20 protein-coding genes and 1 pseudogene are annotated in these 22,647 nt (G+C 41.9%); 8 read left to right on the top strand and 13 right to left on the bottom strand.

Annotation, left to right across the window (positions count from 1 at the left end; genetic code table 11):
• Positions 1 to 159: 159 nt before the first annotated feature.
• From recO to rpoE, 9 genes are all read right to left on the bottom strand, one after another.
• Entirely contained in the window at positions 160 to 888 is a 729-nt protein-coding gene (gene recO / locus PR833_RS00240) for a DNA repair protein RecO (RefSeq protein WP_004921473.1), read from the bottom strand.
• A 16-nt stretch (positions 889 to 904) separates the two neighbouring features.
• On the bottom strand, positions 905 to 1,813 hold the full coding sequence (gene era / locus PR833_RS00235; RefSeq protein ID WP_004921475.1) for a GTPase Era: 909 nt from the start codon (positions 1,811 to 1,813) through the stop codon (positions 905 to 907).
• Positions 1,810 to 2,490 carry a ribonuclease III gene (gene rnc, locus PR833_RS00230; RefSeq protein ID WP_004921478.1) on the bottom strand — a complete coding sequence of 227 codons (681 nt, stop codon included), beginning with the start codon at positions 2,488 to 2,490 and terminating at the stop codon, positions 1,810 to 1,812. Before rnc ends, era begins: the two co-directional genes overlap by 4 nt.
• A 274-nt stretch (positions 2,491 to 2,764) precedes the next feature.
• Positions 2,765 to 3,736 (bottom strand): signal peptidase I, encoded by a 972-nt coding sequence (lepB, locus tag PR833_RS00225; RefSeq protein ID WP_004921482.1) that lies wholly within the window; start codon positions 3,734 to 3,736, stop codon positions 2,765 to 2,767.
• A gap of 17 nt (positions 3,737 to 3,753) precedes the next feature.
• Positions 3,754 to 5,550: a translation elongation factor 4 gene (gene lepA, locus PR833_RS00220; RefSeq protein ID WP_036943946.1), complete on the bottom strand. Its 1,797-nt coding sequence runs from the start codon at positions 5,548 to 5,550 to the stop codon at positions 3,754 to 3,756.
• Positions 5,551 to 5,778: 228 nt separating this feature from the next.
• A complete protein-coding gene (rseC, locus tag PR833_RS00215; RefSeq protein ID WP_072502999.1) occupies positions 5,779 to 6,243 on the bottom strand; it encodes a SoxR-reducing system protein RseC in 465 nt (154 codons plus the stop codon).
• A 3-nt stretch (positions 6,244 to 6,246) separates the two neighbouring features.
• Positions 6,247 to 7,197 carry a sigma-E factor regulatory protein RseB gene (gene rseB / locus PR833_RS00210; RefSeq protein WP_004921489.1) on the bottom strand — a complete coding sequence of 317 codons (951 nt, stop codon included), beginning with the start codon at positions 7,195 to 7,197 and terminating at the stop codon, positions 6,247 to 6,249.
• A complete protein-coding gene (rseA, locus tag PR833_RS00205; protein ID WP_014656335.1) occupies positions 7,197 to 7,823 on the bottom strand; it encodes an anti-sigma-E factor RseA in 627 nt (208 codons plus the stop codon). Before rseA ends, rseB begins: the two co-directional genes overlap by 1 nt.
• Before the next feature lie 111 nt (positions 7,824 to 7,934).
• Complete coding sequence (gene rpoE, locus PR833_RS00200) at positions 7,935 to 8,513, bottom strand: RNA polymerase sigma factor RpoE (RefSeq protein WP_004921494.1); 579 nt, start codon at positions 8,511 to 8,513, stop codon at positions 7,935 to 7,937.
• Between the two features lie 470 nt (positions 8,514 to 8,983).
• On the opposite strand from rpoE, the pseudogene nadB reads away from it, so the two are divergent.
• Positions 8,984 to 10,585 (top strand): annotated as a pseudogene (gene nadB, locus PR833_RS00195) (L-aspartate oxidase).
• Between the two features lie 31 nt (positions 10,586 to 10,616).
• Here nadB and trmN read toward each other — a convergent pair.
• Positions 10,617 to 11,345 carry a tRNA(1)(Val) (adenine(37)-N(6))-methyltransferase TrmN gene (gene trmN, locus PR833_RS00190; protein ID WP_004921501.1) on the bottom strand — a complete coding sequence of 243 codons (729 nt, stop codon included), beginning with the start codon at positions 11,343 to 11,345 and terminating at the stop codon, positions 10,617 to 10,619.
• 164 nt (positions 11,346 to 11,509) lie between these two features.
• Here trmN and PR833_RS00185 point away from each other — a divergent pair, with 164 nt between their 5' ends.
• The 4 genes from PR833_RS00185 to srmB all read left to right on the top strand — a co-directional run bounded on the left by PR833_RS00185 (position 11,510) and on the right by srmB (position 16,140).
• On the top strand, positions 11,510 to 12,241 hold the full coding sequence (locus tag PR833_RS00185; RefSeq protein ID WP_060561150.1) for an IclR family transcriptional regulator: 732 nt from the start codon (positions 11,510 to 11,512) through the stop codon (positions 12,239 to 12,241).
• 2 nt (positions 12,242 to 12,243) lie between these two features.
• Positions 12,244 to 13,161 (top strand): formimidoylglutamase, encoded by a 918-nt coding sequence (gene hutG / locus PR833_RS00180; protein WP_040133320.1) that lies wholly within the window; start codon positions 12,244 to 12,246, stop codon positions 13,159 to 13,161.
• A gap of 271 nt (positions 13,162 to 13,432) precedes the next feature.
• A complete protein-coding gene (gene gltS / locus PR833_RS00175; RefSeq protein WP_014656340.1) occupies positions 13,433 to 14,638 on the top strand; it encodes a sodium/glutamate symporter in 1,206 nt (401 codons plus the stop codon).
• Between the two features lie 158 nt (positions 14,639 to 14,796).
• Complete coding sequence (gene srmB, locus PR833_RS00170) at positions 14,797 to 16,140, top strand: ATP-dependent RNA helicase SrmB (RefSeq protein ID WP_072502419.1); 1,344 nt, start codon at positions 14,797 to 14,799, stop codon at positions 16,138 to 16,140.
• Positions 16,141 to 16,167: 27 nt separating this feature from the next.
• Here the strand turns inward: srmB and PR833_RS00165 are convergent, their stop codons facing one another.
• Positions 16,168 to 17,625: an ankyrin repeat domain-containing protein gene (locus PR833_RS00165; protein ID WP_004921520.1), complete on the bottom strand. Its 1,458-nt coding sequence runs from the start codon at positions 17,623 to 17,625 to the stop codon at positions 16,168 to 16,170.
• Between the two features lie 161 nt (positions 17,626 to 17,786).
• Complete coding sequence (grcA, locus tag PR833_RS00160; RefSeq protein ID WP_004921525.1) at positions 17,787 to 18,170, bottom strand: autonomous glycyl radical cofactor GrcA; 384 nt, start codon at positions 18,168 to 18,170, stop codon at positions 17,787 to 17,789.
• A 320-nt stretch (positions 18,171 to 18,490) separates the two neighbouring features.
• Here grcA and ung point away from each other — a divergent pair, with 320 nt between their 5' ends.
• Positions 18,491 to 19,171: a uracil-DNA glycosylase gene (gene ung, locus PR833_RS00155; protein ID WP_004921528.1), complete on the top strand. Its 681-nt coding sequence runs from the start codon at positions 18,491 to 18,493 to the stop codon at positions 19,169 to 19,171.
• Between the two features lie 65 nt (positions 19,172 to 19,236).
• Here the strand turns inward: ung and grpE are convergent, their stop codons facing one another.
• A complete protein-coding gene (gene grpE, locus PR833_RS00150) occupies positions 19,237 to 19,827 on the bottom strand; it encodes a nucleotide exchange factor GrpE (RefSeq protein ID WP_004921530.1) in 591 nt (196 codons plus the stop codon).
• A gap of 101 nt (positions 19,828 to 19,928) precedes the next feature.
• On the opposite strand from grpE, the gene nadK reads away from it, so the two are divergent.
• Positions 19,929 to 20,828, top strand: coding sequence for an NAD(+) kinase (gene nadK, locus PR833_RS00145; RefSeq protein WP_040133505.1), 900 nt, complete (start codon positions 19,929 to 19,931; stop codon positions 20,826 to 20,828).
• Positions 20,829 to 20,913: 85 nt separating this feature from the next.
• Complete coding sequence (gene recN / locus PR833_RS00140; protein WP_272525793.1) at positions 20,914 to 22,575, top strand: DNA repair protein RecN; 1,662 nt, start codon at positions 20,914 to 20,916, stop codon at positions 22,573 to 22,575.
• Positions 22,576 to 22,647 lie beyond the last annotated feature (72 nt).

Below are 22,647 nucleotides of genomic sequence, written 5' to 3'. Positions count from 1 at the left end.
TTAATATTGAGTGGGAATAAATCTCTATCGCTTCGAGCGCCTTTCCATATTTTGACGATTTTTTCAGCAAGCTTATTAGATTTTGAGAAGCGGCTCGTAAAATATCGGCGTGGTGCAGATTTTGATTTGGCATACTGACCATTGTCGGTCACACTTAGCTCATGATTTTGGTGTATTACCAACAGGGGGCTTAGTAAATTGTCGGAATAGTTCGCGGCTCTTTAGCGGTTTTCCACCTAAATAGGGTTTCAAGGCTATACGAGTAAAGCGTTTAGCCGCTCTCAGTGTGTCACTGTCGGGGAATTCGCGTGCTGCTAAGGCTTTAAGGTGTTTACCAGTAAAACTAAGTTGGTCGATGACTAAACTACCAATAAAACCTTTTTCTTCTCGATAACGGTAAGTCATTGTGTCTGAAACAGGCTCGCCACTACCTGCGCAATGAAGAAAATCAACACCGTAACCAAGGTAGGATAACAAGGCTAGCTCAAATTGGCGTAACGCAGCTTCAGGTGTGTGTTCACTAGCAGCAAGTAATTGTAAGCAAGAAAGGTAATCAAAGAATAATGCTGAATACGGAGTACCAAATTCAATGACTCTCGTCACTAATTCATTGAGATATAACCCACTATAAAGTACGGTTCCCGTTAGTGGTAATGAGAGTGAAATAGGGTCTGCATGGGTTAATGTTTTAATCTCACCTTTGCCACCCCAGCGGATTAACAAAGGTGTAAAGGGCTGCAAGCAGCCCCTAAAAGGTGAACGGTTTCGGCGAGCCCCTTTTGCTAATAAGCGGATTTTGCCTTCCCCCTCAGTGAAGAAATCGACTAATAAGCTCGTTTCACTAAAGGGTCTAGAATGGAGTACAAACGCACGTTGCCAGCCACTCACAATTTCACCAATAAATTTATTTTAGGTCATCAACATAGCCTAAGCTGCGTAATGCGCGTTCATCATCCGCCCAGCCAGCTTTCACTTTAACCCACAGTTCAAGGTGTACTTTGGTATCAAACAGCTTTTCCATATCGATGCGGGCTTCCGTACCGATTGTTTTAAGCTTACTACCTTTATTACCAATCACCATTTTCTTTTGGCCTTCACGTTCAACAAGGATCAAGCCATTGATATGGTATCCCCCCCTTTCCATCATTTTGAACTGCTCAATTTCAACAGTCACAGAATAAGGAAGTTCATCACCTAAGAAACGCATCAATTTTTCACGAATGATTTCTGATGCCATAAATCGCTGAGAGCGATCGGTAATATAATCTTCAGGGAAATGATGCTCAGCTTCAGGAATGTGCTGCTTAACAATTTTTGCAATCGTATCAACGCCTTTACCTTTTTCAGCACTAATTGGCACAACGTCCAAAAAGTTCATTTTTTGGCTGACAAAGCCAATATGCGGTAACAGCACTGTTTTATCCGTGACATTATCAATTTTGTTAATTGCTAAAATCACAGGGCAGCGAAGACCTTTTAATTTGTTGAGTACCATTTCATCGTCGTCAGTCCAATTCGTGCCTTCTACGACAAAAATAACTAGCTCAACATCCCCTATTGAACTTGAAGCTGCACGGTTCATCAAACGATTGATTGCACGTTTTTCTTCAATATGCAGGCCTGGCGTATCCACATAGATGATTTGATATTCATCTTCAGTATGGATCCCCATAATACGGTGGCGCGTCGTTTGAGGCTTTCTCGACGTAATTGAAACTTTTTGCCCCAATAGCTGGTTTAATAGCGTTGACTTACCGACATTTGGTCGCCCAACAATAGCTACAAAGCCACAGTGGGGTAATTTTTCACTCATTCAATCTCCAAAATTTTCAATGCTTGCTCCGCAGCGGCCTGCTCAGCTTTACGTCGACTTGAACCAACCCCGTTAATAGGTTGTTCAATACCACTGACTTGGCAGTGGATAGTAAATTCCTGATCATGAGCCTCACCTTTAACTTGGACAACGATATAGTTAGGCAAAGGCAAATGACGCCCCTGTAGATATTCTTGTAGTCTCGTTTTCGGGTCCTTTTGCTTGTCACCCGGGCTGATTTCATTCAACCTAGTTTGATACCAATCTAAAATAATTTTTTCTATTGTTTGGATATCACTATCGAGAAAGATCCCCCCGATCAATGCTTCCACTGTATCAGCGAGGATAGATTCACGGCGGAAACCGCCACTTTTTAGTTCGCCTGGCCCTAAACGTAAACACTCGCCAAGCTCAAATTCACGAGCAATTTCCGCCAGTGTATTTCCGCGCACTAGCGTTGCTCTCATGCGACTCATATCTCCTTCATCCACTTTCGGGAAGCGATGATATAAATCATTTGCGATCACAAAACTTAAAATAGAATCGCCAAGGAACTCTAGGCGCTCGTTATGCTTACTGTTTGCACTGCGATGCGTAAGCGCCTGAATTAAAAGATCGTGTTGATTAAACTTATAACCAAGTTTTCGTTGCAATTGCTCAAGTAAAGAGGGGTTCATGCGCGTTCAGCCATTTCTCTGATTGACAAAAAAGCACACGCAACAGACCTGTAAAAAACAAAACTGTTGCGTTTGCACTGACTCTTAACGCTTTTATCTTTCATTTATATAATAGAACTAAGCTTAAAATTCAGCATAACACTATTAATGAATAAAATGATAAGAGTTAATTAAGAAGCCAATAAATATTAATTTAAATTATATTGTACACTGAGATAAACAATAATGCTTCGGTTTATACGGGTTTTCACACGAAAACCCGTATAAATCTACCTTATGAACCTAGTGGCCCAATTCGGCTAAAGCGAATACCTGTCGGCCATTCACCTTCTTGTTTCTCAAGACTTAGCCAGATAAATACAGCGCGACCAACCAAATTTTGTTCTGGAACAAAGCCCCACATACGGCTGTCTGAGCTATTATCTCGGTTATCCCCCATCATGAAGTAGTGTTTCTCAGGTACAATCCACTCATTTGGCGGCATATTAGGCTGTATGTAACGAGATTCCGTAATGGCCTGACGAATAATCAAAATCTGGTGCTCGACGGTATCGAGAGTTTCACTTCTTTGATATTGACGTAATGCATTTCTTGGCAATGGTTCGTCAAGAGGAATTTCATAGTTACCTTTTTGGCTATCGACCAAAGACTCCACATTGAAAAACATGGTCCACTCACTCGGCGCTAACGGACCATATTTTATTGGAAGTTGTTTCGTACAGTTATTATCTGCGCAATTCGGATAAATTGTCAGCTCTTTAGCGTTTGGATCATAAACAATTTTATCACCCGGTAAGCCAATAACCCGTTTTACATAGTCAATTGTTGGATTTTCTGGATATTTAAATACGGCAATATCACCACGCGCAGGTTTTCCCGTTTTAATTAACGTCGTTTGCGTAATGGGATCTTTTAGACCATAAGCAAACTTCTCAACCAGCATAAAATCCCCAACCAACAACGTTGGCATCATTGACCCAGATGGAATTTGAAAGGGTTCATAAATAAATGAACGAACCACCAATACAATCGCTAATACTGGGAAAATCGAGGAGCCTGTTTCAACCCACGATGGACGGCGTACAGCTTTATCCATCTCATCTTGAGTTAATGAGCCTTGACTCACTTCCTGTATATGTTTGAGCTTTTTCTTCCGCTCAGGCGAAAATTTAAAGCGATCTAAACACCAAATAATCCCCGTAATCACTGTCGCCAGTGTTAGGATCAAGGCAAAGGTGTTAGCCATTGAGACTCCTTGTAATTTTAGTTGTCTTTACCAACATGCAAAATAGCGAGGAAAGCTTCTTGAGGTAATTCAACATTACCCACTTGCTTCATGCGCTTCTTACCTTCCTTCTGCTTCTGCAACAGTTTCTTCTTACGGCTAACATCACCACCATAACATTTAGCCAGTACGTTTTTACGCAATTGTTTAACGGTAGAGCGAGCAATAATATGGTTACCAATTGCAGCTTGGATCGCGATATCAAACTGTTGACGAGGGATTAAATCCTTCATTTTTTCAACCAATTCACGACCACGATACTGTGAGTTAGCTCGGTGAGTGATCAATGCCAAGGCATCCACACGCTCGCCGTTGATCATAACATCAACACGAACCATGTCTGACGTTTGGAAACGCTTAAATGCATAATCCAAAGAAGCATAACCACGAGATGTTGATTTCAAGCGATCGAAGAAATCCAATACCACTTCTGACATTGGAATATCATACGTTAATGAAACTTGATTACCATGATAGACCATATTTGTCTGAACGCCGCGTTTTTCCACACAAAGTGTAATAACGTTGCCAAGATACTCTTTAGGCATCAGCATGTGACATTCAGCAATTGGCTCACGCAACTCTTCGATATTATTCAATGGTGGCAACTTAGCGGGGCTATCGACATAAACGATTTCACCGTTCGTTTGCACAACTTCATACACAACGGTCGGAGCCGTGGTGATCAGATCTAAATTGTATTCACGCTCTAAGCGCTCTTGAATGATCTCCATATGCAGCAGGCCAAGGAACCCGCAACGGAATCCGAAGCCAAGAGCACTAGAGGTTTCAGGCTCATAAAAGAGTGACGCATCATTCAAGCTCAACTTGCCTAGTGCATCACGGAATGCTTCATAATCGTCTGAACTGACTGGGAATAAACCTGCATAAACTTGAGGTTTAACTTTTTTAAACCCAGGTAATGCTTTATCAGCAGGATTACGAGCGCCCGTTAAAGTATCCCCGACAGGTGCCCCTGTGATATCTTTAATCGCACACACTAACCAACCAACTTCACCGCAACTGAGAGAGTCGCGATCAATTTGTTTTGGTGTGAAAATACCAAGACGATCCGCGTTGTACACTTGGCCCGTGCTCATCACCTTAATTTTATCGCCTTTGCGTAACGTACCGTTTTTAATACGGATAAGTGATACAACACCTAAATAATTATCAAACCATGAGTCGATAATAAGCGCCTGTAAAGGTGCCTCTGCGTCACCTTCTGGCGCAGGGATAGATTGCACTAAACGCTCAATAACATCTTGAACGCCAATCCCCGTTTTTGCCGAGCAACGTACCGCATCATGCGCATCAATGCCCACAATATCTTCAATTTCTTCTGCAACGCGTTCAGGATCAGCCGCTGGTAAGTCGATTTTGTTCAACACAGGAACAACTTCAAGATCCATTTCAATCGCTGTATAGCAGTTAGCTAGCGTTTGAGCTTCAACCCCTTGCCCAGCATCAACAACGAGCAGCGCACCTTCACAGGCAGCTAATGAGCGTGATACTTCATAAGAGAAGTCAACGTGGCCTGGGGTATCGATAAAGTTCAATTGATAGGTCTCACCATCGGAGGCCTTATAATCCAGCGTCACACTTTGCGCTTTGATTGTAATTCCGCGTTCACGTTCTAAATCCATAGAGTCTAGAACCTGAGCCGCCATTTCTCTGTCCGTTAAACCACCACAAATCTGAATAATACGGTCAGACAACGTGGATTTACCATGGTCGATGTGAGCAATGATAGAAAAGTTTCTTATGTTATTGATTTTCAAGGTAATATCTTCTTTTAAATTGCCTACAAAATCAGCTCTGCATAAATAGGTATCGCAGAACTAAAATGCTATGATTATCACAAGATTACTAATTAGCTGCATTTTACATAGAAGATCTCTGTAACACAAAGGTTCAATGTAAAACAACTGTAAACTATGCGGGTTTTTGCTAGATAGGAGCGCTGAACTCGCCAAACCGCCTATCAAGCAAGGCGGTTTCACTCAGCAATCAACTTGAACTGACAGTTCGTTGGGGGGTAAGCCTATTTGTAAGATAACTGGTTGAAATGCAGTCTCATCCCGCCAATAAGAGGCGATTTTACGCGCTAAAAAGAAGCCTAAAAAGCCACCAGCGACACCAGAAAGAGCAACCCAGAATTGTTCAAACCCCGCTAATTGTACTAACGCTGCAACCAGAAATAGGCCAATCAACGGGGTTAAATAAACGAGCATAGCAGAGCGCAGCAAACTCCCTTCAGGAATTCCAACCTCCACTTTTTGCCCAACAACTAAAGGTTGCTCAATGTCAACTTCGAGCTGATGTTCGGTATTTGGCCCTATTTTACTCAATGCGTACGAACCACATGCCGCGCGCGCGCTACAGCTACCACACCCAGAAGAAGCCCCATAACGCAATAACGCCCTTCCTTGGTGCCAACGAATAACTGTTGCCCACTCTTTTATCATCATCTACTCCTGAAAACGAATGCTTGCAGCGACTTGCTGTGCCGTTGATAACGGCAGTTCACCTATTATGGTAATCACATTTTGTTTCTGAGTCATTGTATAAATTGTGCGGCGGCCATTTTGGACTGGTTGTTCTAAAGGCAAGCCTTGCTCAGCTTTAGTGACATTAACCGAAAAAGTGAATAAGCCATCACTAAATAATGCGCTCTCTACCTCATCATTTTCGGCAAGTTTACGTTTTGAACGAGAGACTTCTTCAAACCCAGGAGGTAAAAGTCCAACACGCCATTTAAATGACGGACGATTATCCTGAGGGGAGACTAGCAGCGGTGGTAAATTAATCTTACTTAAATTCACCAGAGAGTCATTCACCGTTTTGCTGTCTAGCACTGTTGAAATGACGCGAAACTGTTCTAACGTTTGGTTATTGTTATCTAAGAGATCGACCCGTAATGGCAACTTATTTTCTTCATCAATCAGAAGAACATAATTAAAACGAGAGTTATCTTTAGAAATAATGCGAATGACGAGTGAAGGCTTATCACCGATATGGGTTCGCCCCGCATCGATAAAATTATAGTACGGTTTGATTTTGTCATAATCAGCAAATAATACCGAAGGCAAATTATCGACAATATGCTTCCCATTTAAGCTGAAGGCATCAAAACCGGGTTCAAAATAACTGATCCTTTCCCCTTTTTGCACTATTTCACGCCGCGTAGAATCCATTTGGATCATTTGAGAGACAGGAACATTATTAATGATCCCATGTCGATAACGGACAGGCACGATGCTTCTGGGACTAAAGGACATAAAAGACATTTCGTAGGAAAGATTTTGGGCAGCGCTCCCCATCTCTTTAAAGAGAGCTTCGGCATCTTGTTGAGATGCCGAAGCTTGATTAGATAAAATCAGGCTGCCCGCCAGGCAGATGACGGATAACCACTTATTCATTAGCGCGCTTTAGCTCCAGCGGGTGCTGTAGTAATATCATCATTATCATGATATTGCTGATTAAGCATTGAACGTCTTTCAATTTCATATTGCTGTAGCATTGCATTTACACGCTGATTTTGTTGCTCAACTTGTTGCATTTGTTGCTCGTTACCAAAAAGTTGACCATCAGAGAAATTTAAACTCACAGGTGCGCCTGCTCCAACGGGAACGGTGTTAAACACAGGTTCATCAATCACCGATTCCGTTGAATTACTTTGATTATACTGCTGCACCCCAACGATAACAGCAAGGGATACACATGCTGCAACACCAATTTGGGTGATTTGACTTGCCCATGGACGAATTTTTTGCCAGAACGGCATCGCGCCCCATGTTGCAGGTTCAGGCTGTGACTCAACAACTACCTGAGGATTAATACGCACAACTTCATTCTCTAATGCTGCGGCGACTTTACCCGCTATGTCAAAATTGATGACATCAGGTGTGTCATTACGCAGAGTATCACGAATAAGATGATAGCTCTCCCAACGTTTTTGTAACGTTGAATCACATGAAATGGCATTTAACAGTTCTACATCTAGAACTTCGCCATCCATCATTGCGGAAAGTTTCTCTCTTTGCATGCCCGAATACCTTCAGTTAATTGCATCACAATTACAGTTTAATGCCCTGATTTCGCTATTTTTTGCACGTTATCTTGTGTTCCAAAAAACAATTCAATAAACACAAACATATTAGTGCTGCTGGATCAGTGGCTGTACTTTATTATCAATAGCTTCTCTTGCTCTAAAGATACGCGAACGCACGGTGCCTACAGGACAATCCATGATCTCGGCGATCTCTTCATAGCTTAAACCATCAAGTTCTCTGAGTGTTATTGCCATTTTTAAATCTTCAGGTAACGACTCAATGGTTCGAAAAACTACTTTCTTCAATTCATCAGACAACATTAAGTTCTCTGGGTTCGATATTTCTTTCAAAGCGCTTGCAGTTTCGTAGTTTTCTGCATCGCTTGCTTCAAGATCTGACGCGGGTGGGCGCCTATCTTGAGCGACTAAATAATTTTTAGCCGTGTTTACCGCAATACGATATAGCCAAGTATAAAAAGCACTATCACCGCGAAACGACCCTATCGCACGATAAGCTTTGATAAAAGACTCCTGAGCAACGTCAGGTACATCCGCTTGTGGTACATAACGGGAAACCAAGCTTGCAACTTTGTGCTGGTATTTTACAACCAGTAAGTTGAACGCTTTTTGATCGCCCTTTTGGACTTTTTCGACCAACATCTGGTCCGTTAGTTGCTCGCTCATTACTGGGAAAATCTCCCGCGCTCAGGCTGTAAATTTGTTAACTTGATCATGTCTCCCTTCCTAAAGCAAGCGTTACTTTGAGTAGTAAAAACAAGTGAAGTTCAATTTAATACATAAAAATAGTAAAAAATTGACAAAAAACCGTGTGACTACCGATAGAGGATCTAAGTGATCCTAATTAATTTATCGCTAATTTATACATTATTCTACGTATCACACCGCTTTATTTACCCTAAGTACCAAACCTGACTCAACCCCCTAGTAGATATACAAGGCTGAACGCTATTTCACAAATAGCATTGCCAAGCCTGATAGGCTAACATGAAACTTCCAATAGATACTATACTGTGACTGCTCTCTGCCGTAAACGGCTAGGCCTGCCACTTCTTAGGGCGCAACCGTCTGTATAACGGGTTTTATGCTGCCCCTTATGGGTAGAAACGACGAGTATATACAACATGCAAACACTTATGAACGATCCCACACAGCATTACACTGATATTCTGATTATTGGCAGCGGTGTCGCTGGGCTTTCCGCCGCTTTACGACTTGCTCCTTTTCATAAAGTTACTCTCCTAAGTAAAAGCACACTCAATGAAGGGGCTTCTTATTACGCACAAGGTGGAATCGCAGCCGTTTTCGATAATACCGACAGCATTGAATCCCATGTAGAAGATACTTTAATTGCAGGCGCAGGTATTTGTGAAAGAGAGGCCGTCGAATTTATCGCCTCGAATGCCAAAGAGTGCGTTTAGTGGTTAATTGATCAAGGCGTACTATTTGACACGGAAGTGACTGAAACAGGTGAAACCCAATATCACCTCACTCGCGAAGGTGGACACAGCCATCGCAGGATCCTTCATCATGCAGATGCAACTGGCAAAGAGGTTGAAACGACTCTCGTCAATCTCGCTTTTGCGCATCCGAATATCCATGTTAAAGAGCGCTATAATGCGGTTGATCTCATTCGCTCCGATAAGATCGGATTAGCAGGCGAAAGCCGTATTGTCGGTGCCTATGTTTGGAATCGGCAAAAAGAGCACGTTGAAACGATCCGAGCAAAAATCGTTGTTTTGGCTACAGGCGGCGCCGCAAAAGTCTATCAATACACAACAAATCCCGACATCTCTTCTGGGGATGGCATTGCGATGGCATGGCGTATTGGATGTAGTGTCGCTAACTTAGAATTCAATCAATTTCATCCAACCTGCCTCTTTCATCCGCAAGCTCGCAATTTTCTATTAACGGAAGCGTTACGTGGTGAAGGAGCCTATTTGAAACGCCCTGATGGAAGCCGTTTCATGCCCGACTATGATCCACGCTGTGAATTAGCGCCGAGAGACATTGTTGCGAGAGCGATCGATCATGAAATGAAACGCTTAGGTGCTGATTGCATGTACCTTGATATTAGCCATAAACCCGCTGATTTTATTCAAAGCCACTTTCCTACCATCTATGAAAAACTGATAACACTTGGTTTGGATCTGACGAAAGAGCCGATCCCCATTGTACCCGCAGCCCATTACACATGTGGCGGTGTCAGCGTCGATCAAAACGGTATGACCGATATCCCCAACCTTTATGCCATTGGTGAAGTCAGTTATACAGGGTTACACGGAGCCAACCGCATGGCATCTAACTCGCTGTTAGAGTGCCTCGTTTACGGATGGTCCGCCTCACAGCATATTTGCCATGCGATCACGCAGATCGAGGATATTCCCGTTCTCCCTGAATGGGATGATAGCCGTGTACACAACTCAGATGAGCAAGTTGTGATTCAACATAACTGGCATGAGCTACGCCTATTTATGTGGGATTATATGGGGATCGTACGAACCACTAAGCGTTTAGAACGCGCCTTGCGACGCATCCATTTGTTACAGCAAGAAATTCACGACTATTATGCCAATTTCCGTATTTCTAATAACTTACTTGAACTGAGAAACCTCGTCCAAGTGGCTGAACTGATGGTTCGCTGCGCTTTAGAGCGTAAAGAGAGCCGCGGGCTACACTATACGTTAGACTACCCTGATCTACTGGAGCATTCAGGCCCCACCGTACTCAAACCGTAATCTCATACCTAGCCAACCTGAGGGTTGGCTATTAATATTTCAAATAAAAATCCCGAATAAGCCGCTGAAAGTCTTCAGTATAGATGTTATTGTCTGCTTCTTTTAACACTAACGTTGAAATTTCTGGCTCAACTAATTCCCGCTTTAATCCCAACAACATACGGTGAAATGGCGTCGTTGCTTTATCTCGAATATTAACGCGATAAGCAGTAAACCAGCCATTACGATGCGCCATAAGCTCAACTTTTTCACCGACATCATAGGGTAATACAAGGCAAAATAGGCCATCTGTGGTTAAACAATCCATCGCACTATCTAATAATGCCTGATGGGTTAACGTCGCGGTATAGCGAGCTTGCTCTCGTTGTTCACTACTGCATGATACTGATGGCTCAAAATAAGGTGGATTACTGACAATCAAATCATACGCTTTTTGCCTTGATACACTAAACTGCGTTATATCTTGCTCAAAAATCTGTAGCCTCTCTCCCCACTTTGACTCAGCGAAATTCTCCTGTGCCTGTTGAGCCGCTGCTTTATCTAGTTCAACAGCATCAACGGTCATTTGCTGATTGCGTTGTGCGAGCATTAGCGCAATGAGTCCACTGCCGCTCCCTATATCTAACGCCTTTTTAGCCTGCTGAACAGGTGCCCATGCGCCAAGTAATACTCCATCGGTTCCGACTTTCATAGCGCAACGGTCATGACCAACAAAAAACTGCTTAAAGGTAAAACCACCTTTGCGATAGCTTTTTTTCACGTTATTCAACCACTCTAAATCGTATATTAATCAATCAATCTTTCATTATGTGACAATTTAAGAATGCAAATTTTACACTTTTTCTACAAAATAATTCTCACATTATGAGAATATTATTTGAGCATCAAAATTTTTACTGCTAAGTTCGAAAAAAAGGGGATACCATGAACAGTATTAACAGGACATTGAATATTTTATCTTACATCACTGCAAGCGCGGCTCCGGTAACTCCGCAAGTGATTTCTAACGCATTAAATATTCCAGTTTCTACTGTTTATCGATTATTAGCCATTCTCATAAATTGGGAATTTGTGACCCATGCAAAACAATATGGCACTTACACTGTTGGTGCGCAGAGTATCAAAACTCAAGAAAAATACTATCACCACAGCTTACTCATGAATTCATCCCAACTAGAACTCCAAGCTCTGAGTAAAAAGACCCAAGAAACGGTCGCTATTATTACATCAAACCTATGTGAAACTATCTGTGTTGACATGATTGAGAGTTCACAAGCCTTACGCTGCTCTTTTGTCATTGGCCGTGGTAATACTCTAATTAAAGGCGCTAGCGCGAAAACCTTGCTCGCCTTTCGAGATGAAGACTACCAATCATTAGTATTTGAAACTCATAAAGAACAGTTACTCTCCCCTGAAAGTATAACGCAATTAAAAAATGCACTGATGCAAATCCGCCAGCAAGGATATGGCGTTTCATGCAGTGAAATAGATGAAGGAGTCTTAGGCGTTTCAGCCCCTATTTTTAAAGGAAACGATGTGATTGCCGTCGTCTCTGTGATGGCACCTGAATTTCGTTCAACCCATCGAGTTGACGAGTTTATCTCTGAGACCTGCAAAGCAGCTCATAACATGACTAAACTAATTAATATGGAGTAATTATGGCAGCACCTTTTATCTGGCAAGGCCGTACTGATGGTGATACTGAGGAGCACCTACGTATCCATCAAGTCATGAATAAAAATACCCCTGCACAGTTTGCTTTAATTGGTTTTGCATCTGACGAAGGCGTTAGGCGCAATAAAGGACGGCTCGGTGCCAAAGCAGGACCTGATGCAATCCGTCAGCAGTTGGCTGGCCTTCCGATACATCACCCCTTGTCCATCCGGGATGCCGGCACTGTTCGCTGTGACGATGGCGATTTAGAAGCAGCGCAACGTCGTCTTTCGGATGAACTTATCAATATTTTATCATCAAATCAGACCCCCATTGTTTTAGGTGGCGGTCATGAAGTGGCTTTTGCCAGCTTTCAAGGACTGTTTGACTTCATCGCTCAAACCCAGCCTACAAAAACAATAGGTATCATTAATTTTGATGCGCATTTTGATTTACGAACGGCACCTGAAGCCACTTCCGGCACACCTTTTTTACAATCGGCACACTTATGCCAGCAGCATCATCGCCCATTTAATTATCTCTGTTTAGGTATTGCTGATCATGGTAATACGAAAGTGTTATTTGATACGGCGGATAAATTAGGTTGCCAATATATTCGTGATAAAGAACTAAATCACAGTCAATTACCTAAGGCCATAGAGCGGCTTCAACAGTTTATTAATAACGTCGATTATTTATATGTAACCGTTGATCTGGATGTCTTTTCTGCCGCAATTGCGCCTGGAGTCAGCGCTCCCGCAGCGAAAGGGATCACTACTGAGATCTTTGATGAACTGTTTTCGGTGATTAAAGCCAGCAACAAAATTGCACTCTTTGATATTGCAGAGTGCAACCCAGAATTCGATATCGATAATCATACTTCAAAATTAGCAGCTTATTTGATTTACCAATTTTTATTCTAATAAACACAATAACGCGACTGATAAATCGCCCGTAGACTCAATTTGTAGCGATATAACAATAACAGTATTTGAAAAAATACTGACAAAAAATAAAGCGGCAATGATAGATCTCTAGCATGTTCTTCTTTAGTTAATCAGCTAAGTAGAAATAGGCTTTGGGATTTCAAAACTGTCGCTAGGCAGCGTACAAGCAACCTTTAAAGTATCAATAAGGATGCGGTTAGCCGCTAAAGACGACAAATTGCGAAAGCGGGCACACCGGGAAAATTATATGACATTACAACTAGACACATTATCTACACTCCTGCTTACTGTATTGTGCCTGCTTATGGGCATCCATTTAAAAAAACGTATCGAATGGCTACAACGTTTTTGTATCCCATCCCCAGTAATTGGTGGCTTCTTAGTAAGCCTGATTATTTGGGGGCTAAAATCCTTTAATTTAGCTGAAATCCAATTTGACACGAGTTTGCAAACCTTCTTAATGGTTGCCTTCTTTACCACGATTGGTATTGATGGCAGCTTTCGCATTCTCAAAAACGGCGGTAAGCTCCTGTTTATCTATCTGTTTATTTGCTGGTTTACAGTGATCTTCCAAGATACGTTTGGTGCCGGACTGGCGCATTTATTAGGCATTGACCCAGTCATTGGCGTTATGGCAGGTGGTGTTTCATTAACAGGAGGCCATGGCGGTGCAGCTGCATTTGGTCAAATGGCAGAAGGCTTAGGTGTGCAGTCAGCGACGGTTGCGGCGATTGCAGCGGCAACTTTTGGTTTAATCACCGGTAGCCTACTAGGCGGCCCCATTGCCTCTTTCCTGATTAAAAAATATAAGGTGACCATCCAAGCGGATGAGTCAGTGCAAAGCCCAAAAGTAACAGAGACCATTGCAGGTAAGATTGAGTCCATTGACGCTCATGCCTTTTTGAAAATGCTCGCTTTGGTACTCGGGATCATGGTAATTGGTCAATTCGCATCTGCACAATTTACCAAAGCAACGGGCTTCTCTTTGCCTAGCTATGTCGGTGCCATGATCATTGCGATTATTATTCGTAATATTAATGACCAAGTTAACCTATTTAAAATCAACCAAAAATCTGTTGATTTAATTTCTGAGGTCTCTCTCGGCCTATTCTTAACCATGGCAATGATGTCGCTAAAAATTTGGGAGCTCAAAGACGTTGCCTTACCACTCTTTATTATTCTATTCGCCCAAGTGGTTGTCCTCGTTCTATTGGTTGTATTCGTGATCTTTAAACTTTTAGGCAAAGATTACGATGCCGCTGTTATGTGTGCTGGATTAATGGGACATGGATTAGGAGCGACACCTAATGCAATGGCAAATATGTCCTCTGTGTGCGAACGCTATAAACATGTCTCAATGAAAGCGTTCATGATCGTTCCGCTAAGTGGTGCTGTTTTAATTGATTTAGTTGGTATCCCTTATCATACTTGGTTAATTAATATCCTCAGCTAACCCCCATCGCGTGCTTTTCACCTCGGAAAAGCACGCTTTCTGGCAATATCACTGCCCGTTGAAACTTAAAACAGGTACACTTTGCTAAAAGATCGATATTTTCTGATGAACAATTTGGCTAACCTGTTTATAATCAGCGCCCCAAATAGAGGTATATCATGACTGCAACCACATTTACTGAACTTGAACTCGATGAAAGCCTGATCAACGCGCTGGCAGACAAAGGCTATGAACGCCCAACTGCAATTCAGGCTGCCGCTATCCCTGCCGCAATGGATGGGCGTGACGTTTTAGGTTCAGCCCCTACTGGTACGGGTAAAACCGCCGCATTTTTGCTGCCAGCCATCCAACACTTACTTGACTTTCCAAGGAAAAAGTCCGGTCCTCCGCGAGTGCTGATATTAACACCAACGCGTGAGCTAGCCATGCAGGTTGCAGACCAAGCAAAAGAGTTATGTGCACATAACCATCTCGATATCGCTACGATTACAGGCGGTGTCGCGTATATGAACCATGCTGAAGTTTTTAGCGAAAACCAAGATATTGTTGTCGCGACAACAGGCCGCTTGCTTCAATACATCAAAGAAGAAAATTTTGACTGCCGCGCCGTTGAAATCCTGATCCTTGATGAAGCTGATCGCATGCTCGACATGGGCTTTGCCAATGATATTGAAACAATTGCAGGTGAAACACGCTGGCGTAAACAAACTATGCTGTTCTCTGCTACCCTTGAAGGCGAAGCTATTCGTGATTTTTCTGAACGACTGCTAGAAGATCCTGTTGAAATTGATGCCGAATCGTCACGTCGCGAACGTAAAAAAATACAACAGTTTTACTATCGTGCCGATAATTTAGAACACAAAACAGCCTTGTTGTGCCATCTGCTAAAACAAGAGGATGTGACTAAATCCATTGTTTTTGTTCGTAAGCGTGAGCGTGTCCGTGAAGTCGTACAATGGTTACGAGATGCAGGTATTGAGTCTTGTTATCTTGAAGGAGAAATGGCTCAAGCGAAACGCAATGAAGCCGTTCGTCGTTTAGTGACAGGGCAAGTCAAAGTACTCGTAGCGACCGATGTTGCATCGCGAGGACTTGATATCGATAATGTCAGTCATGTCTTTAACTTTGACATGTCGCGCACCGCTGATGTGTATCTCCACCGTATTGGTCGTACCGGTCGTGCAGGCCGCAAAGGCACCGCTATTTCACTGATAGAAGCTCATGACTATCCGCTGTTCGGTAAAGTCAGCCGTTATATTGAAGACTCCATTAAAATGCGAGTCATCGATAGTCTACGCCCAAGCACCAAAGCACCTTCAGAATCTATGATGAATAAACCAAAACCATCTAAGAAAGTGCTCGCAAAACGTAAAGAGAAAAAGAAAAAAGAAGAAGAGTCCAAAAAGAAAACCAAAGTTCGTCATCGTGACAAAAAGAACATTGGCAAACGCCGTAAACCAAATTCCTCTTCTACGACACCAACTCGCGATAACGCTGAATAATGCAACTAACGGGCTACGGCCCGTTTTTTATTGCATCATTATCATCTGCAATTTTTCACGCATTCTTTTTCCTTGCGCAGATAACATATCCACTTTAATCATATGGTTTACTAAAACATCACGGCAATCATACCCCTGATAGTTTTTAATACGCCAATCAGCACCTTGGCTCAGTAAAAACTCAGCAACTGATAATGCATGGCTCCCTAATGCATCATGTAACGATGTGTTACCTAAATCATCTACTGCGTTGATTTCTACCCCTTCAGCTAATAAAACTTCCAGTTGCTCTAACCTTCCTGACTGCGCCGCTAAATGCAAATAAGTTCGATTTTGTGGCAATGACGTTTTTCTGATTTCATCTGTATAAGCAGAACTCAGAAGAATTTTCATAAAGCGAGGATCAGTCGAACGAACGGCATACCCTAGTAGCTCATTAAAATTCGCTGGTTTATTTCTCATTGAAAGCAAGGTAGAAAATTCAGTCACATTGCCTTGCTTAATACTGTTTTCACAGCTGTTTTGCCAATCTGCCAGAGTGCTGTCATGACTCAATGCAAAATTGCAGCTAAATTCTTCTAACTGTGTATTAAAATCATCATTAACCATCGCCTGTTTATTTACCCACGGTGTAAAATGACACATCATTTTGAGAATTTTTGGCATCGTATGGGCGATAAAATTACGTGTTAACAGACGATGAGGGAGCCAATCCCGCCACGTTTTTTCCCCTTTATAGTAATCCAACACAATTTTGTTACCTAAGGCGGGAGGAAATGGCATCACTGACTGCAACAAATCTAACCAATCATAACGAACCACATAAAAGCGAACGAGACCATCCTTTGCCACTTGTTTTGCGGTCTCGTAATCCATACCAATCTGCTTGATAGTATTCGCAGAAACACCAGCAGAGCTAAAGGCGATGCAAGGTGTCTGGCTTGCAAGAGCTGCAAATGTGGCTAATCCGCCGCCTAAAGAGTGACCTATACAAATCATATTCCCTTTAGAGACCCGATGTAGAATGTTGGTTAAATTTACCGCTTGAAAATATTGCGGTTCAAAGTAGCCCAGCCCTTGTCGTAAATCAGCATAGAAATCAACGAGTTCATCAGAACCAGCAAAACTAATAATATACAAATCATTAAAGCGACAAATATTAGCTTCAAAACCTGTTGATTTATCGCGTAGTAAGCTTGGATCAATGCCAATTTCTTTGAGTTGCAGAGCATTAAGGCGCTCAACACCATGCAGATTTTTCCAATCTTTAAGATAGACCCCATAAGCAATTAACCCAATAAGATAATCATGCGATTGAGCATGTGGGCCTAAAAGTTGCTTTGGCGATAGCGTCTGCGTCCATTGATTTTGTTCAGAGCACAATGCCAATACACCACTTTTTCTCTGATAGATATTAATGCTTTCTTTAATTAACGATATTTCATTTAATGAGTTAGTTTGGATACTCTGATTGATAGAAGACATAGACTCTCCCCATTGAAGATGTGATAAGGGAGATCATTAAAGGCGAAATTTCAGCAGGGAAAAAGAATGTACTTTATTAGAGAAGAATAAAAAAGCCATTGAATTCAATGGCTTTTTGAATTAATTTTAAACTAATACTTCTACCTTGAACAATACAACAATTACAGGCTTTCAGTAAAAGTACGAGTGATCACGTCACGTTGTTGTTCTGGTGTCAGAGAGTTAAAACGCACTGCATAACCAGAAACACGAATTGTTAACTGTGGATATTTTTCAGGGTTTTTCACCGCATCTTCTAAGGTTTCACGGCTTAAAACGTTGACATTCAGGTGTTGACCACCTTCAACACGGACTGTTGGCTTAACTTCTAAAGGTACTTCACGGTACTCAAAAGCACCTAACTCATCCTTAGCAACAATTTGTCCTTCGTTATAATCTGCTTTTGCACAAACACAACGCGCTTCATTTTTCTCTTCATCAAGTAACCAAAAAGAGTTCAATAGCGCTGCATTGTCAGTTTTAGTAATTTGAATACCAGTAATCATGTCGACCTCCACGTTCGGGTAGGATTGGGATCAATCCACTCATTTGACTGCCAATAAAATATTTGGTCTAACCAATGTTTCTACACACTATATACCAGCTAGAACCCTCAGCTTCTTTGATATTTATCAACAATTTCAAGGGGTAATTAACCGTCATTCACCCAACACTATGTTTTAAATCAATTTTTATTATTTATAAAAATCAATTTTTTTAGTTATTTTTAAAAAAATTTTTAATCAAATAGACAAAAGCTCGCCTTTATCTCTTGGGTCTTAAACTGTAAGCTTATAGACATAATTTGTTTGTTATAGGAATTTTCATGTCAAACACACCTACTTGGCACGACGTCATTGGCTCAGAAAAAACACAGGCTTATTTTAAAGACACGCTTGCCTATGTGGCGAACGAACGTCAAAAAGGAAAAATTATTTATCCCCCACAGCAAGATGTGTTTAACGCCTTTAGATATACCGAGCTTGCCGATGTTAAAGTCGTCATTTTGGGTCAAGATCCTTATCATGGTCCGGGTCAAGCCCATGGCTTATCTTTTTCGGTTCTTCCGGGAATTAAGCCCCCTCCCTCATTGGTCAATATGTACAAAGAGTTAGAAAACGACATCCCTGGGTTTAAACGCCCCAATCATGGCTATCTGCTGAGTTGGGCGCAACAAGGGGTGCTCTTGTTAAATACAGTATTAACCGTAGAGCAAGGCAATGCGCACTCTCATGCCCATTTAGGGTGGGAAACTTTTACAGATAAAGTGATTGCTGCCATTAATGAGCATAGAGAAGGCGTTGTTTTCTTGTTGTGGGGTTCACATGCCCAAAAGAAAGGCCGTATCATTGATACTAAGCGCCATCATGTACTAAAAGCCCCTCACCCATCGCCGTTGTCAGCTCACCGGGGTTTTTTAGGTTGTGGGCACTTCTCACAAACGAATCAACTATTGCAGCAGCAAGGGCTTGAAGCCATCGATTGGACGCCTGTTATCGAAGCTTAACTTTTTGAGTGACAAAAAAACCGGGTCGCTATTGCTCACCCGGTTTCAATTTAGTTATGCGTTAATTACTTAGAAACGATAACCATTGCAGGTCTTAATAAGCGACCGTTTAAAAGATAACCTTTTTGCATCACATCAATCACTTGGTTTGGTTGATGGTCAGGCGATTCAACCATTGTCATTGCCTGATGGACTTCAGGGTTAAAGGCCACATTGGACTCACCAACGACTTCAATACCAAATTTCCCGACAGCACTTAAAAAGGTTTTAAGAGTTAAATCTAAGCCTTCTAACATTGCTTTTGATGTTTCGCTTTCATGATCAGCGGCATCAATAGCACGTTCTAAGTTATCAATCACGGGTAACAACTCATTTGAAAACTTTTCAAGCGCAAATTTATGCGCTTTTTCAATATCTTGCTCCGTACGACGACGGATATTTTCAATTTCAGCATGTGCACGTAGCATCGCTTCGCGCTCCACTTTTTGTGACGCTGCGAGTTGTTCTTCAAGCTCAGCAATACGCGCTGCTAACGCTTGTACTTCTGCCTGTGGATCCGCCTGCTGCGCTTCTTGCTCTTGCTCTAACTCCGACTTTTGCTCTTCATTTAGCTCAGGGGCTTGCTCATCATGCATGTTTTGTTCTTTACTACTCATGAATTTCTCCGCGTATTTAGCATTAATCCCATTTATTAGAGTATTATGGGGATATAAAACAGGGATTCAAGGGACGTCACGCAATGAGAGGCCAAAAAATTATGCGTAAGGGTAATAACACGCAAAAAACAAATTTTCGAACTATCGGTATTGTGGGGCATCCACGTCATCCCGAAGCTTTAGCGACCCATGAATTAATCTATAATTGGCTATTATCTAAAAACTATCATGCCATTATTGATAAACAAGTGGCCAAAGATTTAAAACTACAAAATGCGAACACAGGTAACCTTACAGAGATTGGTCAACAGGCTGATTTAGTTATTGTTGTTGGCGGTGACGGCAACATGCTAGGGGCTGCTAGAATTCTATCTCGCTACAATAATAAAGTGATTGGTGTTAACCGCGGGAACCTTGGATTTCTCACTGATCTTGACCCTGATAATGCTTTACAGCAATTATCTCGCGTGTTGGATGGCGAATATCATGAAGAACAACGTTTTTTGCTGGAAGCACAAGTAATAAAACCGAATCAGAAAGCACGAAAAAGTAGCGCAATTAATGAGGTGGTATTACACCCCGGTAAAGTCGCTCATATGATTGAATTCGAAGTGTACATTGATGATCGTTTTGCCTTTTCACAACGCTCTGATGGGTTAATTATCGCCACTCCGACAGGCTCGACAGCCTATTCACTCTCTGCTGGAGGGCCAATTCTCACACCAAATCTTGATGCAATTGTACTCGTCCCTATGTTCCCACATACGCTCTCTTCACGCCCATTAGTGATCAGCAGTGATAGTCGTATTCGCCTGAAATTTTTACGCAGTAATATTGATTATGAAGTGAGCTGTGATAGCCAAATCATGCTTCCTATACAAGATGGTGAAGAAGTCGTCATACAGCGTAGTAATAAAAGTTTAAATCTTATTCACCCAAAAGATTATAACTATTTCAATACGTTAAGCTCAAAATTAGGCTGGGCCAAAAAAACTTTCTAATTTTTTTCATCTGCCTCTTTACTGTATAAAAAAACAGGATACACTGTATACAAACACAGGTGTGTATTTTCACAGGAGAGCGCAGATGCTTACCCAACTTACCATTAATAATTTTGCTATCGTTCGTGATCTGGAAATCGATTTTCGTAGCGGTATGACCACAATTACAGGTGAAACTGGTGCAGGTAAATCTATCGCTATTGATGCACTTGGTCTCTGCTTAGGTAGCCGCGGCGATGCCAATATGGTACGTCCCGGCGCACAACGCGCTGACTTATGTGCACGCTTCTCCTTAGTGGATGCAGATATGGCTGCCAAGTGGCTCATTGAACATGAACTTGATAATCAAAGTGAATGTCTTTTACGGCGTACCATTACGTTAGATGGCCGTTCACGTGGTTTTATTAATGGTACAGCGGTGCCACTTTCACAGCTTCGTGAACTGGGCGCTCTGCTTATCCAAATCCATGGGCAACACGCACATCAGCTTTTACTCGATAATAACCATCAGAAATCACTGCTGGATGCCTATGCCAATCAACAAGAGCGTCTCTTACAAATGAAACACGCATGGCAAAAGTGGCATGATTCATGCCAACAGCTCGCCATGTTTCAAAAACAGATGCAAGAGCGTGAGTCGCGTCAACAGTTGCTTGATTATCATTTAAAAGAATTAGCTGAGTTTTCACCTGTTCAAGGTGAATTTGAAAGTATTGAGCAGGAATATAAGCAACTCGCTAATTACGGGCAGTTTTTAACGCTTGGGCAAAATGCCATGCAAATTATGTCCGAGAGTGATGATGCTAATATTTTGAGTTTACTCAACAGCGCCAAGCATGAATTAGCCGAGCTAGCATCCCTTGATACTAAATTTTCTAGTCTACTCGATATGCTAGAAGAAGCATCTATTCAAGTCAGCGAGGCAAGCGATGAGTTAAGGCATTATTGTGAGCAGTATGAATTGGATCCTAATCGCTTGTATGAACTTGAACAGCGTATATCAAAACAAATTAGCCTTGCTCGTAAACATCATATTATGCCAGAGGCATTACCTGAGCTTTATCAGCAGTTATTAGACGAACAAGAAAAAATAGCCAACCAAAATGAAGATTGTGAAATACTAAGTGAGCAAGTTCACCAAGATCATCAACATGCGATGGCTTGTGCTCAAGATCTGCACCAAGTTCGTTTAGAGTATGCTCAAGAACTGAGTCAACTGATCACTAATAGTATGCATCAACTTTCTATGCCTCATGGTCGGTTTACTATTGATGTTAAGTTTACCCCTGAGCATCTACAGCCAGATGGGGCAAGCAAGGTGGAGTTCAATGTCACAACAAACCCAGGGCAACCACATCAAGCACTTGCTAAAGTCGCTTCTGGAGGTGAATTATCACGTATCGCATTGGCTATTCAGGTGATCACAGCGAAAAAAATGGATACACCAGCACTGATTTTTGATGAAGTCGATGTCGGTATTAGCGGCCCAACGGCTGCTATTGTTGGGCGATTACTCCGTGAATTAGGTGAATCAACCCAAGTCATGTGTGTAACACATCTACCCCAAGTTGCAGGTTGTGGGCACCATCATTTTTATGTCAGTAAAGAAACGAACGGCATAGAAACCGAGACACATATGCAATTACTTGATAAAAAATCACGTTTACAAGAACTTGCACGTTTATTAGCAGGCAGTGAAGTGACCAAAAACACATTGGCAAATGCAAAAGAGTTACTTGCCGCATAAATTTTGACAACTTTTTTGCACTCCTATGGTCTTAGAGTCAATACGGAAGGTTTTAAAATGTATCAATGTCGA

It is taken from the genome of Providencia sp. PROV189, assembly GCF_028480065.1.
Lineage (GTDB): Bacteria > Pseudomonadota > Gammaproteobacteria > Enterobacterales > Enterobacteriaceae > Providencia > Providencia stuartii.
The sequence above is the reverse complement of the archived record's forward strand: the minus strand, read 5'-3'. Positions and strand labels throughout refer to the sequence as shown.